This is a genomic window from Blautia sp. Marseille-P3087, from assembly GCF_900120195.1.
Taxonomy (GTDB): domain Bacteria; phylum Bacillota; class Clostridia; order Lachnospirales; family Lachnospiraceae; genus Blautia_A.
In genome coordinates this window covers 2,403,217-2,418,743 of sequence record NZ_LT635539.1, presented here as the reverse complement: position 1 = coordinate 2,418,743, position 15,527 = coordinate 2,403,217, and the positions used below count along the sequence as shown (strand labels likewise).

The following is a 15,527-nucleotide window of genomic DNA, read 5'->3' as shown; positions in this document are numbered from 1 at the left end:
AAGCATCCCCTCCACAAGCCTGTAGGGGGGATGTGTTGTTACAATTTTGACAAAGAAAATTAGACACATTGTTGTCTGAAAGTGTATTTCACTGCAGGAAGATGCTCCACAGACAGATTGTCGGAAGTGACAGCAACGTGGAAAAAATAACCATCTTCGTTGCAAAGGGAGAATCTACCTGATATTTTTCTGCCAGAATACTCGTTGTCGCACCTGCCGGCATCGCCGCAAGAAGTACACATAAACCAAGAACTGTTTTGCTGAGTGGAAGCATTCTGCATACAAGATAAACAACCGCCGGAATGATCACCAGTCTGTGAACTGTATATTTCACGACTGTCCAGTCCCAGAAATCTTTCAGGTCAATATCCGCGAGGATCATTCCGATAACCATCATGGACATCGCTGTGTTGCAGTTTCCGACTGATGTAACCGCTCCGTCAAGTCCCGGCGGAAGCTGCGTGCCGGTCACCATCATGATTATTCCGAGAACGCAGGCGAGAATACACGGATGCGTTACGACTTTTTTCAGTGTTTTCATCTTATCACTGCTTCCGGAAAAAACAGCCAGGCCGGAAGACCACATCATAATTCGCTGTGGAATCAGATAGACGCTGGCAAGTACCAGCCCTTCTGCCCCATAAATTCCTTCTGTGATCGGATTGCCGAGAAAGCCTGCATTTGAACAGATCGTACCATATTGCAGGCATTTATAACGCCCCTCCGCTTCTCTCCGGAACATCAATTTTCCGTAGATCACACAGAACACCTGAATACCGATGGATATAAAAAGAATTGCCAGATAATTCATAAGGCTTCCATCTGCTGCGCTCTGCGTGAATGCATGAAGAATGTTACATGGCAGGATCAGATAAATGACAAGATCATTGATATTTTTCTGTCCCTGTGGTCCGATAATATGTATTTTTTTCATTAAAAATCCTACAGCTACCAGAAGAAAGATCGTGAGCTGCAGTGTAAGCAGAGTTATCATAAATTTACTATATAGTGTCTGCGTTTTTATCGAAAACACTATTTCCTTTCTCTTGAATTGTGTTTCTGTGATAGTTGTTCACCGTCTTTTGAAAATAAGATAAACAACCACTTTAGTGTAGCACATCGCAGAAGGAGTCGCAAGAAGTCCGTTTGTATGCCATTGTATACAAAGTCATCTTAAGAACAGGCCTCTTTGAACTGATTGAAATCGGCTCCAACTACGATGCGTGGTGCTGGGGCTACGACTTTTTTAATACTTTTACGATCCTGCTGAATCTGACAGTCAGCATCATGTACACCTTCGATAATATGGAAATGAAATATGGCCCGCTCCTTCTGACGCTGGAGCGCCTGACGGTTGCTTTCTTTGCTATTGATTTCCTGCTTCGTGTATTTACTGCCAAATATCTTTATCCTGATGTTTCAGAACCACGGGCGATTGGAAAATACCTGACTTCTTTTTCCGGAATCTGGTGGGCTGCCTCCACTTTGCTTACCGTTGGCTATGGTGATATTTATCCTGTCACCACCATGGGCAAGATTTTCGGAATATTTATCGCATTTCTTGGTGTCGGTATGGTTGCCATCCCCACCGGTATTATTTCCGCCGGATTTGTCGATCAGTACTCGCGCCTGAAGCGAATCGGTGAATACGGACAGGAGGAAGATGTACATTTTATCCGCATCTGTCTTGACAAAAACGACAAATGGGTCGGACACCACATTGCTGAACTTGATTTTCCACAGAAAATCATTGTTGCAGTAATCCAGCGCGATCACCGTATCCTTGTCCCAAAAGGTGATACGGTTCTGAAAGCCGGGATCTTGATATTTCCAGACATTCGATCATCGTACTTGTCAGACGCCACAAAAAGCTGATCATCCCCAGCGGAAACCTGATACTTCTTGAAGGAGATACCGTTATCCTTTATACCCAGACTCACATGGCGAATGCTGATGATCTGGAGATTTGAAAAATTATCCCGACAGCAATTATGTCTGATCGATTTTTTAAATAGCTTAATCGGTACTTTGTCTGATTACTTTCAATCCGCTATTGACGGCTTTTCATGTTCTATGCTAGAATCTATCCAGATTCGCAGGCATCTGCGTTTTTATCCAAAACATCGTGTGGACTTTTCTGGTTCAATGCTTTTAAAGTCTGACTATTTTTCGCCACACAATTACCCTTTGCGGTAGTTGTGCGGCGTTTTTTTATGGATATTTTTTACAGATACTAATTTGATGCTATTATGGAGGTTTGTTATGAATGATACGTTTATGAAAGAACGGCCGGTCTTTCCACTGATTTTATCCATGGCAATGCCAATGGTCATTTCCATGCTGGTCAATTCTCTGTACAATATCGTGGACAGTTTCTTTGTTGCCCAGATCAGCGAAGATGCCATGACCGCGCTGTCACTTGTTTTTCCTGTGCAGAATTTTTCAAATGCAATCGCAATTGGTTTCGGTATCGGTATCAGCTCGCAGATTGCAATCTGTCTGGGTGCCGGCAATAAAGAAACCGCAAGCAAAGCCGCTACACATGGTCTGGCGCTGTCCGCCTTACATGGAATCCTGCTGACAGTCATCTGTATTTCAATCATGCCAAAATTTCTTTCTGTTTTTACTTCAGATAAAAATGTCAGCAGCCTTGGCGTCCGCTATTCCACGATTGTATTTCTTTTTGCCATTGTGACCACTATAAACCTTGCGTACGAAAAAATCTTTCAGGGTGTCGGCAATATGAAGGTAACTATGATCGGACTGATGGTCGGCTGTGTTTCCAATATCCTGCTCGATCCTCTGATGATATTTGGCCTTGGTCCGTTCCCTGCCATGGGGATCGAAGGTGCTGCCCTCGCAACAGGACTTGGTCAGGTACTGAATCTTGCTTTTTATTTGATTGTTTATAAGATGCGTCCGATTCAGGTACGAATCAGTCGCCGATATCTCCATCCAGATAAAGCCCTTGCAGCACGGTTGTATTCTGTCGGCATTCCAGGCGCTTTAAATCTGGCACTTCCTTCTGTGCTGGTCTCTGCACTGAACGGACTTCTGGCTGCATATTCACAGAGTTATGTAGTCATCCTCGGAATCTACTACAAGCTCCAGACATTCCTGTATCTTCCGGCGAGCGGCATCGTCCAGGGCATGCGTCCGGTCATCGGATATAATTACGGTGCCGGAGAGCATAAACGTGTGAAAAAAATTTATTTTGTTACTCTGTGTATGAGTGGTGTGATCATGCTTATCGGAACGATCATCTGTCTGACTGTGCCAGGACAGCTTATCGGGATGTTCACCACCAATCCTGAGACAATTGCCGCCGGCAAAACTGCCCTTCGGATCATCTGCGCAGGTTTTCTTGTTTCTTCTGTATCTGTTACATCCTGTGGTGCTCTGGAGGGGCTTGGACGAGGCAGTGCTTCGCTGGTTGTCTCTCTCTGCAGATATCTGATCATCATTCTGCCGGCCGCGTTTATCTTAAGTCACTTCTTTGGGGCTGTCGGAGTCTGGAATGCATTCTGGATTGCAGAAGCTTTGACCGCCGGGGTGTCATTTATGATCAGTCGGAAGGTTATCGGAATCGGGGCGTAGCCCCGAAGCCCCCTGTTGAGGGAGTTTCCCTCAGGGACCCAACCGAGGGGACTTACCAGTCCCCTCGCGCACCCCTGGGTTATATAAGATTTCTTGATATATCAGGTATGTAATATATTGATTTACACACTGTATCCCTGGTTTTCATATGTAGAAGGCTTTTCTGTATGTTGACATTCTATTGGATGGAAATCTTATCTTTTTATTAGCGACTACCATATCTTATTTTCATCTGGATATTTCATTGTTCTCCGCAAATCTTCCTCCTGTTCATCTTCATTCAAACACCTCATTTTTCATTCGAATCTTATTCTTTATTCAAATCTTAATTCGAATTTATTTACCCTGTCGGGACTTTCTCTTTCTGAAGTCTACCTTTTTTCATGTTCTTGTTGATTCCATTTGAACATTCCCCTATCAGAGTCCACCATTTTTCACTGTTTCATTGACTTTCTCATGACTTTCTCTCCCACAGGGTACCCAGTTTACCTACATTTCGTGGACCCCCTCATGACTTTCTCTCCCACAGGGTACCCGATTTTTCTCATTCCGATGACTTCCTCATGACTTTCTCTCCCACAGGGTACCCGATTTTTCTCATTCCGATGACTTCCTCATGACTTTCTCTCCCGCTGGGTACCCGATTTACCTACATTTCGTGGACTTCTATATGACTTTCTCCTCTGCAAGTCATTACACCGCTCACTTTTTGATGACTTCCTCAAGTCCTTCTCTTCCACAAGTCACCCACCTCTCACTTTTTCTATATTCCCTCTTGACAAATACCCTTATGGGGTATATATTATCACCAGAATCATCATACCCCTATAGGGTATTTATCCGAATGATACACTCACATTCAGAAAGGAGTCTTACCTATGTCCGATTGTAATTGTAATAAAGATCAGACAACTGCCGATATTTCCGCAAACGCAATGCCATGTGATACCACATCCGATAAATCACCGGTCTGTTCCTGCTGCAGTATGAAGCACACAGACCGTTCAGAAGCTGATCGCAGGAAACTTGTCAACCGTCTGAAACGTATTGAGGGACAGATACGGGGAATCATAGGAATGTTGGAAAACGATGCTTACTGCAACGACATCCTTATCCAGTCTGCCGCTGTAAATGCCGCAGTTAACTCATTCAATAAAGAACTTCTCGCGAATCATATCCGAACCTGCGTTGCACGCGATATCCGCGCGGGCAAAGACGAGACAATTGACGAGCTTGTCGCAACTCTTCAGAAACTGATGAAGTAACTGTAACAACTGGATAAACATAAAACTGAAGAATTTTCAGAGGAAAAATAACCATGAAACCAGATGACATTATTATTTTACTGATCGTCATTATTGCCATGATCTTTGCAGCACACAAGGCTGCATACCACTTTAAAGGAGATTCTCTCAGTATTTCATAAGGAGGTACCGCAATGGAACAATATAACGTCACCGGCATGAGCTGCGCTGCCTGCTCATCCCGTGTAGAAAAGGCTGTATCAAAAGTTCCGGGAGTCACATCCTGTTCCGTCAGCCTTCTGACAAATTCTATGGGAGTTGAGGGAACTGCCTCTTCCCACGATATCATCACTGCCGTACAACAGGCAGGCTATGGAGCCTCACTCAAAAGCGCTGCCAAAGAACAGGTTTCCATGTCCGAGGCTGAAGAAGCACTCGAAGACCACGAGACACCGGTTCTCAAACGCCGACTGATCGCCTCGACAGGTTTTCTCCTCGTCCTCATGTATTTCTCCATGGGACACATGATGTGGGGCTGGCCGCTTCCTGCATGGTTCAACGACAACCATATTGCCATGGGGCTTGTACAGCTTCTGCTTGCCGGAATCATCATGGTCATCAACCAGAAATTCTTTATCAGCGGCTTTAAGAGTCTGTGGCACCGTTCTCCGAACATGGACACCCTTGTCGCACTTGGTTCCATGGCATCTTTTGTATGGAGTGTTTATGCACTCTTCGCCATGACAAGAGCACAGGTTGACGGTGATTCCGCCGCAGTCATGAACTACATGATGGAATTTTATTTTGAATCCGCTGCCATGATTCTGACTCTGATCACCGTCGGAAAAATGCTCGAAGCACGCTCTAAAGGCAAAACAACCGATGCATTAAAGAGTCTTATGAAACTTGCACCGAAAACAGCTGTCATTCTCCGTAATGGCCAGGAAGCCACCGTTCCAATCGAACAGGTAAAAAAAGGCGATATTTTCATCGTACGGCCCGGAGAAAACATTCCGGTCGACGGTGTGATCATCGAAGGTACCAGCGCCATCAACGAATCTGCACTGACCGGCGAAAGCATCCCTGTTGACAAAGCTGCCGGTGATCTTGTTTCCGCAGCAACCGTCAACCAGTCCGGATTTATCAAGTGCGAGGCAACCCGTGTAGGCGAAGACACCACACTCTCCCAGATCATCAAAATGGTCAGTGATGCCGCCGCCACCAAAGCTCCGATTGCAAAGATTGCAGACCGTGTTTCCGGTATTTTTGTCCCGGCAGTCATCACAATTGCAGTCATTACAACCATTATCTGGCTTCTGACCGGACATGAATTTGGCTACTCACTTGCACGTGGAATTTCTGTTCTTGTCATCAGTTGTCCATGTGCACTTGGACTTGCCACTCCTGTAGCAATTATGGTCGGCAATGGTATGGGCGCAAAGAACGGCATCCTTTTCAAAACAGCGGTTTCTCTCGAAGAAGCAGGCAAAGTCCAGATCGTAGCACTCGACAAAACGGGTACCATCACAAGCGGACAGCCAGAGGTAACAGACCTTCTCCCGGCTGACGGAATTTCTGAAACAGAGCTTCTTACAATGGCATTTGCCCTTGAGAAAAAGAGTGAGCATCCGCTTGCAAAAGCAATTTTAGAGCATGCCGAAAACCTGCACCTTACTGCACCGGAAGTTTCCGATTTCCATGCACTTCCGGGAAATGGTCTTTCCGCGGTATTGAATAATGAAACCCTGATCGGCGGAAGTATGAAATTCATCAGCAGCAGAGTACACGTTCCTGCTTCTCTCTCCCGGAAAGCAGAGAAACTTGCCGAGCAGGGAAAAACTCCCCTCCTTTTTGCACGAAACAGCAAACTGGTCGGAATTATTGCAGTCGCTGATGTTATCAAAGAGGACAGCCCACAGGCAATCACAGAACTTCAGAACATGGGCATCCGCGTAGTTATGCTGACCGGTGACAACGAACGTACCGCAAGAGCAATCGGTGCTCAGGCAGGCGTAGACGATGTCATTGCAGGAGTTCTCCCTGATGGCAAAGAAAGCGTGATCCGTTCCCTGAAGGAGCAGGGCAAAGTTGCCATGGTCGGTGACGGTATCAACGATGCTCCGGCTCTTACACGAGCTAATATCGGAATCGCGATCGGTGCCGGAACAGATATTGCAATCGACGCTGCCGATGTTGTCCTGATGAAGAGCCGCCTGAGTGATGTTCCTGCTGCGATCCGTCTCAGCCGTGCTACCCTGAAAAATATCCACGAAAATCTTTTCTGGGCATTTTTCTACAATGTCATCGGTATTCCGCTCGCTGCCGGTGTCTGGATCCCGATTTTCGGCTGGACACTCAACCCGATGTTTGGCGCTGCAGCAATGAGCCTCTCCAGCTTCTGCGTCGTTACAAATGCCCTTCGTCTGAACCTGTTTAAAATTCACGATGCAGGAAAAGACAAAAAAATAAAACAAGCTACTTCCATTGAAGTAAAAAATGATTATAATATAAAAGAAAAGGAGCAAAAAACTATGGTAAAAGTTACAGTTAATGTAGAAGGAATGATGTGCGGACACTGCGAAGCACATGTAAATGAAGCAATCAAAAAAGCTTTCGGCGCAGAAGATGTCGTATCTTCCCATGAAAGCAACACAACTGTTTTCACAGCACCGGAAAGAGTTGACGAAGACAAGATCCGCGCTACGATCAAAGAAGCAGGATATGAGGTTACAGGAATTACTCAGGAGTAATACCAAACCATACCGACTTATAGGTACAAGCATCAGACGGTTCCGCAGAATATTTCCCGGAACCGTTTGTTGCATGTCCTGATATAAACAGAAATACTTCGGGAATATGCAAAACACTATTTAACTTTTGGGGGAGCTTATGAACAACACACAGGATAATAAAAATCCGGAAAAAACTCACGATCTGCACTATTATGCCGGGCACATCCAGTATGACATGACAAATCTGATCAAGTGGCTGCTTCTCGCAGTCCTGACCGGGCTGATGGTCGGTTTCATCAGCAGTCTTTTTGCACGGGCACTGAAATTTGTTACAACTTACCGCACAGAACACTTCTGGGTGTTCTTTCTGCTGCCCGCTACCGGCCTTGTCATCGTCTTTCTCTATCAGAAACTCGGACAGGACGATGGCGGCACCAATCAGGTACTTTCCACCATCCGCTCACAGGATGACGTTCCCTTCCGTTCTGCTCCGCTGATTTTCATTTCCACGATCCTGACACACTTTGCCGGTGGTTCTGCCGGACGTGAAGGTGCAGCGATCCAGCTTGGCGGAAGCATCGGTAATCAGCTCGGAAGCTGGTTCCGTCTCGACGAAGAAGACCGTCACGTCATGGTCATGTGTGGAATGAGTGCGGCTTTCTCCGCTGTTTTCGGTACTCCGATGGCTGCGGCTGTTTTTTCCATGGAAGTAGTCAGCGTCGGTATCATGTACTATGCAGCACTGGTTCCATGCGTGATATCTTCTATTATTGCTTCGGAATTTGCTGCCAACTTCGGAATCCATCCAGAATCTTTTCACGTTGTAGATATTCCGGCTCTTACTGTGGAAACCGGTCTGAAAATGGTTCTCGTCGCTGTCGCATGTGCCGCGATTAGTATCATTTTCTGCATGACATTGCAGGGAATCAGCAAACTTTACACAAAATATTTCAAAAATCCCTATATTCGTATTGTTGCTGCCAGTGCGATCATCATTGCGATCACTTTGCTTTTACGAACTACTGATTACATGGGCGCAGGCAACAATCTGATCGAGCTTGCCATTGAAGAGGGACAGACGCGTCCACTGGATTTCTTCTGGAAAATTCTTCTGACCGCGCTGACCATGCGTGCCGGATTCCGCGGTGGTGAGATTGTTCCGTCGTTCTGCATCGGCGCAACTTTCGGATGTCTCATGGGGCATCTGATAGGACTTTCCCCGTCTATCTGCGCAGCCGCCGGAATGGCAGCACTTTTCTGCGGTGTTACCAACTGCCCGATCACCTCGATCCTGATCGCATTTGAGCTCTTCGGATTCCGTGGTGTTTCCTATTATCTGATCGCAGTTTCCATCAGCTATGCCGTTTCCGGTTATTACGGACTGTATAAAGATCAGACGATCGTATATTCTAAATATAAGGCAAAATACATCAATCGTCATACCAGATTTTAAACTGGTATGGCGATTGTTGTGTTTTAGATATCAAAGATTGTTTTGTATTAAACTGCTCCCACAATCTTTGATATTATGTTATAAATTTAACGTGTATTTTATCAAAAACTTAACTTGTACAATGAAAATTATATGTTAGAATAAAGGTGTATTTTTTAGGAAAAGTAGGAGGAATTTGAATGCGCAAAACAAAAATTATCTGTACCCTTGGTCCGTCTACTGACAAAGACGGTGTTCTGGAAGAATTAATTAAAGAAGGAATGAATGTAGCACGTTTTAACTTCTCTCATGGTTTACACGATGAACAGAAAGGCCGTATTGATAAATTAAAAGAAATCCGCACACGTCTTAACAAACCAGTTGCAGCGCTTCTCGATACAAAAGGTCCTGAAATTCGTATCTGCGAATTTGCAGATGGAAAGATCACTCTGAAGGAAGGTCAGGAATTTACTCTGACTGCAGATGAGATCGAAGGAAATGAAAAAATCGTTTCTGTTACCTACAAGGATTTATATAAAGATGTCAAACCTGGCAACAGCATTCTGATCGATGATGGTCTGATCGGACTTGAAGTCAAAAAGATCAAAGGTCATGACATTGTCTGTACCGTTATAAACGGCGGTGTCCTCAGCAACAAAAAAGGTGTAAACCTTCCTGGCGTCGAAGTAAATATGCCATTTATCAGCCCAAAGGATCATGACGATATCCTTTTCGGTATCAAAGAAGGCTATGATTTCATCGCTGCTTCCTTCACCAGAACAGCAGCCGATGTCAAAGAGATCCGCGATATCCTCGAGAAAAACGGCGGCCACGACATCAAGATCATCGCAAAGATCGAGAACCAGCAGGGTGTTGACAACATCGACAGCATCATTGAAGCCGCAGACGGTATCATGATCGCCCGTGGTGATATGGGTGTTGAAATTCCGCTTGAAGACGTTCCGGTTATTCAGAAAGATATCATTTCCCAAGTATACAGTGCCGGCAAACAGGTTATCACAGCAACTCAGATGCTGGATTCCATGATCAAGAATCCGCGTCCGACACGTGCAGAGACTACAGACGTTGCCAATGCCATCTATCAGGGAACGAGTGCGATCATGCTTTCCGGTGAAACTGCTGCCGGTAAATATCCGATTGAAGCACTCAAGACGATGGTCAAGATTGCCCGCCGTACAGAAGCTGATGTTGAATACAACCAACAGTTCAGTGTTCGTACAAAAGATGACACTACCAACGTAACAACTGCGATTTCTCATGCTACCTGCATGACAGCCATCGACCTGAATGCAAAAGCCATCATCGCAGTTACCCGTTCCGGAAACACTGCACGCATGGTTTCCAAATATCGTCCAGGATGCCAGATCATCGCATGTACTCCGGATGAACGTACATGGCGTCAGTTAAACATGGTATGGGGTGTTGCTCCGATCCTGACAAAAGAAGAATACAGCATGGAGATCCTTCTCCTTCACGCTACAGAAGCCGCCGAAGAAAACGGCTATGTAAAAAAAGGCGATGTCGTTGTTCTGACTGTCGGAGTTCCGCTTGGACGTTCCGGAAACACCAACCTGCTTAAAGCTACAGTTGTAGGCGAATACTAAAATCACGGGGCATATCGTTTTGATATGCCCCGTTAATTTTTATTTCTTATAAACAGTGATCACAATTGGATCCTCCACCTCGTCGTTATAGGCTCTGATCCAGTAATGTTCTTCATTTCTTTCTTCCTCTGCATTTGCAGAGTCTTCATCGTTTTCTTTATTTTCAGTTTCATTATCTTTTTCTGCTGTTTCTTTAACTGCCGTGTCGTCCTCTCTCTTCTCTTTCACATAAGACAGCTCCACAGATGGTTTCGCACCTTCTGTACCTTTCAGTACGATCCGGTTCTTTGTGCCTTTTACCACGCCCTCAAGTTTTGTTGAAAACTTCTGAAGATTTTTTCGAATCCCAAAGCTTCCGCCGGTTGAAGTCTTCATTGTAATCGTTGTCTCATCCTCTGTAACGTTTACAATATTCAGTATCTTCTTGTTTTCCGTCAGAGTCAGAACTATTTCATCTTTTGTATACTCTACATGAATTCCAAGTTCACCTGCCGTTTTGCCTGCATTTAAAGTAAACCAGTCATTTGGCAGATCTTTCGCATTTATGATGGAAATAGATTTCAACGTTTTCGCTTCACTGGTAAGTGAAAATCCATTTTTAATTTTTTCAATCTCTGTAGATATCGCCAGATCCGTAATGTTTCCCTGTTCATCTCTGCTGATTCTGGCTGTATTATCTGCAACAGTTTTGCCCTCAATCTCCTCAACTTCCTCCGGGTGCTTCGCGTCTTTTGCTACTTTAATCGTGTGAGAAGCTGTTGTCGGATCATATTCTGCTACAACCTCTGTAGATGTAGAAGAAGCATAGGACGCATATTCTTCATCCACATCCACATCCGGGAGTTCTTCTTCGTCAACCGCGGGTTCCTCTGTCTTATCAGAATCTTCGCCGGATTCATTTCCGGTATCCGGCTTTGTCTCACCATTGTTATCAGTCTTATCATTTTCGTTCGGGTCAGCTGGCACATCTGACTTTTCACCGTTTCCCGGTTTATTGTCTTTGTCATTTTCTTTATCGTCTGTACCTGGTTCTGCTACAGAAATGATATTAGTCTCCGTGTAATCACACTTTTCTCTTTTACATCTATAAACAACTTTTCCCGGAGTATCTTCTGTGGCCTCTTCTGTAGAAAACACCTCAAGATCATGACCAAGTGCCTTTTTGAGATCACGTTTCTCCTCATAATCACAGCTCGAACATTTCCAGAGTACATATCCTGCTTCTGTACAGGTAGGTTCCACTACCTGCACTTCTTTCATCTCATGTTCTTCCCCACATATCTCAATATCCGGATCCGGATTATTTACTTCCTCTGCCTGTGCGTAAACTGCAGAACTTCCTGACAGGGACACGGCAAGTAAGACTGCAAGAATTCTACTCTTTTTATTTCTTCTCATACGAATTTTCTCCTTTGTATAGAAATACGGTAACTGTTCAGTACCCTCACAGTTACGAGTCAAAACGATACTTTCATCTTATCATTAATTCGTTTTAGCTATAGAAAGCAAGTCCAAAACGGGCCATTATCCGCAATTTCATTCGATATATCGCAAGATAACAGCCCGAAACAGGGACCTTATTTAGTTCTGACATCCGCCATATTTATTTTGCAGCAAGATCTTTGATGACTTCTCCTGCTATAATAAGACCAACTACGGACGGCACAAATGCAGTGGATCCCGGGATATCACGACGCTCCGTACATTTATGTGCAGCTCCCGGAGGACAGATGCAGTTAGTACGACAGCTGATTGACATATCTTCAATCGGTCTGGTCGGCTGTTCTTTTGAATAAACTACTTTGAGTTTTTTCACTCCACGTTTCTTTAATTCACGCCGCATGACCTTCGCCAGCGGGCAGACAGATGTTTTATAAATGTCAGCCACTTCAAAAGCTGTCGGATCCAGCTTGTTTCCTGCACCCATACTGCTGATGATCGGAACTCCGGCTTCTTTTGCCTCCATGACAAGCTGAATCTTCGCAGTCACAGTATCTACCGCATCTACTACATAGGAATACTGCGAAAAATCAAATTCATCCTTTGTTTCCGGCAGATAGAAACATTTATGAACATTCACCTCGACCTTCGGGTTGATGTCCAGAATACGTTCTTTCATAACGTCTACCTTGTATTTGCCAATTGTACTTCTGGTCGCAATGATCTGTCTGTTGAGATTTGTCAGACATACTTTGTCATCATCGATCAGGTCAATTGCTCCGACTCCGCTTCGTACAAGTGCCTCGACAGTATAACCACCAACTCCGCCGATTCCAAATACGGCAACACGGGAGCCGGACAGTTTCTCCATCGCCTCTTTGCCAAATAAAAGCTGTGTTCTGGAAAACTGATTCAACATTTATTTCTTAATCTCCTTATCTTCAAGTGTTTCGTTCATACTTCCGGTACGGTAACCCAGAAGATCCAGTGTTACATAATCAAAGCCATATTCTTTCAGTTTCGATGCAATCTTCATTCTGTTTTTTTCTTCAACAATCTTTGTGATCTCTCCCGGAAGAACTTCGATTCTTGCGATATTTCCGTGAATACGGACGCGTACCTGATGGAATCCCATGTCAAGAAGCAGCTGCTCTGCTTTATCAACCATTCCAAGCTTTTGCTCATTGATCGTTTCTCCATATACAAAACGTGAAGAAAGACATGCAAAGGACTGTTTATCCCAGGTCGGAAGTCCCATTTCTTTGGACAGTTCGCGGATCTCAGCTTTGGAAAGCTCTGCCTGACGAAGCGGACTGCTGACACCGAGCTCTTTGACTGCGATCAGACCCGGACGGTAATCTCCGTTGTCATCCATATTGGATCCTTCGGCTACAGCATTCATGCCGTTTTCCTTCGCAATCTCCCAGATTTTCTCAAACAGTTCATGCTTACACAGATAACAGCGGTTCTTCGGATTCTGCCGAAAACCGTCGATATCCAGTTCTTCGGATTCAACAATGATCTGGCGGATTCCGTTTTTTTCACAGAATGCTTTTGCTTCTTCTAATTCTCTCTTCGGGAAAGAACAGGAGCTTGCCGTAACCGCGATTACTTTGTCACCAAGAGCTTCCTGTGCTGCTTTCAGAAGAAATGTAGAATCCACTCCACTTGAAAACGCAACTGCTGCACTTCCCAGTGCTTTAAGATTCTCCTGTAGTACTCTATATTTATCATGAATAGTCACTATAAAGCGCTCCTTTTAACCTAGTATTCAAGTGTGTATTATAGCATATTGCAGTAAAACGTACAACCTGTAAATCCTTTAAACACAGTGCACATAATTTGTAGATTATTCAAAATCAGATTTTGTTCTCTACATTCCATACAGTCTGTCCATGTCTTATAAAATAAAAATGTCCCATAATCTCTAACTCCTAATCTTTATAGCTTTGTCATCAATACGATTCCCACCGTGATAAATACAACCCCCACCGCTGATTTCCGTGTCAGTTTTTCATGGAATACGATCCATGAGAATGCAATCGTCACAAGAATGCTCAGTTTATCGATTGGCACGACCACACTTGCCGGTCCCTGCTGCAAAGCCCGGTAATAACACATCCAGCCTTTGCCCATGATAATCCTTCATGAAGAAAAATCAGCGCAAGTAAAATCGTCAGAATCGTACTGGACTTATCGATCAGGACGACTTTATTGATATCCCCCTTCTGAAGTGCTGTTCAGCACCCTCACAGTTACGAGTCAAAATGCATTCCAAATCACCTTCTGAATAGTTACAAAACTTCTATTATATCAACATTGTCATATAAATAGGTATATACATAATCTCATCTTTATATTTTAAGTCTTTCGTATAAATAATATAACGATCCTGCATCTTCAACTGGTATTTTTTCGTCAGATAATCAAAAGATTTGTGAGACATGTATCCGGAAGATTTTACCTCAATCGGACAGATTTTTTTCTTTTTAACAGTCATAAAATCTATTTCATATTTCTTTTCCCTGACAGAATCTTCCGGAGTATATAAATACTCATGAAAATACAATTCATGACCAGATGCTCTGAGCATCTGTGCAACCACATTTTCAATAATCATCCCCTGATTAACGCTGAGATTATCTATAATCAGTGCTTTATACAAATCTTCATCTGTCTCATCTCTACTCTTCATAATCTGTGTTACCAGAAGTCCGGTATCGCCCATATACAGTTTGAAATTGCTACGATCTGCAAACAATTCAAGTGCCACTTCCGGTTTCGTTACATTAATACACTCATTCCCCATCATAGACTCTGATATGAAGCTTACCGCATCTACGTAGTTTTGATATCTTGCATTTTTATCAATCACAGAAAATTTGAAATGTGAATTCTTATTCTCCAACTGTTCCGGAATCGTTCGAAAAACCACCGACGCTTTTTCCCGATTATCTCGATCATATTTTGCCAGATCCTCTTCATAAAGACTCAGTATATTTCTTTTTATAAAGTCAATCTGTGCAAAAGTTTTTCCTTCAACAAATGCACTGACAGCCTGCGGCATTCCTCCTATAACCATATATGTCCGGAACTTTTTCATTATTTTTCGGTGAATAGAATCACCCAGTGGTTTTCGCTTTTCGTAAGCACTTTTAATCGCCTCAAATGTGACCGTATCGCCCAGTGCCCACAGATATTCTTCAAAGTCCATTGGATACATTTTTATCCTATATTCTTCTGATGGAATAAGGATATTTTGAATATTTTTACGTATCGAAATCAATGATCCTGTTTCAATATAATCATACCGACCATCTGCTACCAGATATTTAATTGCCTGTCTTGCCTGCGGAAACAACTGAACTTCATCAAAAATCAGGACACACTTTTTCCCCTTCAATTCCCGTCCCTTCAAAAGAAATAAATTACGGAAAAAGCTATCCAAATCGTCCAT

General features: G+C 43.8%; 12 protein-coding genes and 1 pseudogene. 7 read left to right on the top strand and 6 right to left on the bottom strand.

The window, feature by feature from the left end; translation table 11 throughout:
* Positions 1-88: 88 nt before the first annotated feature.
* The gene (locus tag BQ7344_RS11470; RefSeq protein WP_072522649.1) at positions 89-994 is read right to left on the bottom strand and encodes an AEC family transporter; all 906 of its coding nucleotides are present in this window, start codon (positions 992-994) and stop codon (positions 89-91) included.
* A 152-nt stretch (positions 995-1,146) separates the two neighbouring features.
* On the opposite strand from BQ7344_RS11470, the gene BQ7344_RS11465 reads away from it, so the two are divergent.
* The 7 genes from BQ7344_RS11465 to pyk all read left to right on the top strand — a co-directional run bounded on the left by BQ7344_RS11465 (position 1,147) and on the right by pyk (position 10,630).
* Positions 1,147-1,875 carry a potassium channel family protein gene (locus BQ7344_RS11465; RefSeq protein ID WP_072522648.1) on the top strand — a complete coding sequence of 243 codons (729 nt, stop codon included), beginning with the start codon at positions 1,147-1,149 and terminating at the stop codon, positions 1,873-1,875.
* Complete coding sequence (locus BQ7344_RS16980) at positions 1,827-1,970, top strand: TrkA C-terminal domain-containing protein (RefSeq protein ID WP_083585593.1); 144 nt, start codon at positions 1,827-1,829, stop codon at positions 1,968-1,970. The genes BQ7344_RS11465 and BQ7344_RS16980 overlap by 49 nt, the downstream gene beginning before the upstream one ends.
* 292 nt (positions 1,971-2,262) lie before the next feature.
* Positions 2,263-3,597, top strand: a complete 1,335-nt coding sequence (locus BQ7344_RS11455) for an MATE family efflux transporter (RefSeq protein ID WP_072522647.1) — start codon at positions 2,263-2,265, stop codon at positions 3,595-3,597.
* Between the two features lie 986 nt (positions 3,598-4,583).
* A complete protein-coding gene (locus BQ7344_RS11450) occupies positions 4,584-4,862 on the top strand; it encodes a metal-sensing transcriptional repressor (RefSeq protein WP_117942848.1) in 279 nt (92 codons plus the stop codon).
* Between the two features lie 173 nt (positions 4,863-5,035).
* Complete coding sequence (locus tag BQ7344_RS11445; protein WP_072522646.1) at positions 5,036-7,591, top strand: heavy metal translocating P-type ATPase; 2,556 nt, start codon at positions 5,036-5,038, stop codon at positions 7,589-7,591.
* Between the two features lie 139 nt (positions 7,592-7,730).
* Positions 7,731-9,026 carry a chloride channel protein gene (locus BQ7344_RS11440; RefSeq protein WP_072522645.1) on the top strand — a complete coding sequence of 432 codons (1,296 nt, stop codon included), beginning with the start codon at positions 7,731-7,733 and terminating at the stop codon, positions 9,024-9,026.
* 179 nt (positions 9,027-9,205) lie between these two features.
* The gene (gene pyk, locus BQ7344_RS11435; protein WP_072522644.1) at positions 9,206-10,630 is read left to right on the top strand and encodes a pyruvate kinase; all 1,425 of its coding nucleotides are present in this window, start codon (positions 9,206-9,208) and stop codon (positions 10,628-10,630) included.
* A 39-nt stretch (positions 10,631-10,669) separates the two neighbouring features.
* Here the strand turns inward: pyk and BQ7344_RS11430 are convergent, their stop codons facing one another.
* The 5 genes and pseudogenes from BQ7344_RS11430 to BQ7344_RS11410 all read right to left on the bottom strand — a co-directional run bounded on the left by BQ7344_RS11430 (position 10,670) and on the right by BQ7344_RS11410 (position 15,527).
* On the bottom strand, positions 10,670-12,028 hold the full coding sequence (locus tag BQ7344_RS11430) for a hypothetical protein (protein WP_072522643.1): 1,359 nt from the start codon (positions 12,026-12,028) through the stop codon (positions 10,670-10,672).
* 205 nt (positions 12,029-12,233) lie between these two features.
* Positions 12,234-12,989, bottom strand: a complete 756-nt coding sequence (locus BQ7344_RS11425; RefSeq protein ID WP_072522642.1) for a tRNA threonylcarbamoyladenosine dehydratase — start codon at positions 12,987-12,989, stop codon at positions 12,234-12,236.
* Complete coding sequence (gene larE, locus BQ7344_RS11420; RefSeq protein WP_330392856.1) at positions 12,990-13,814, bottom strand: ATP-dependent sacrificial sulfur transferase LarE; 825 nt, start codon at positions 13,812-13,814, stop codon at positions 12,990-12,992.
* Positions 13,815-14,011: 197 nt separating this feature from the next.
* Positions 14,012-14,203, bottom strand: a pseudogene (locus BQ7344_RS16565) (EamA family transporter); the annotation flags it as partial.
* 175 nt (positions 14,204-14,378) lie between these two features.
* A complete protein-coding gene (locus BQ7344_RS11410) occupies positions 14,379-15,527 on the bottom strand; it encodes an ATP-binding protein (protein WP_235816106.1) in 1,149 nt (382 codons plus the stop codon).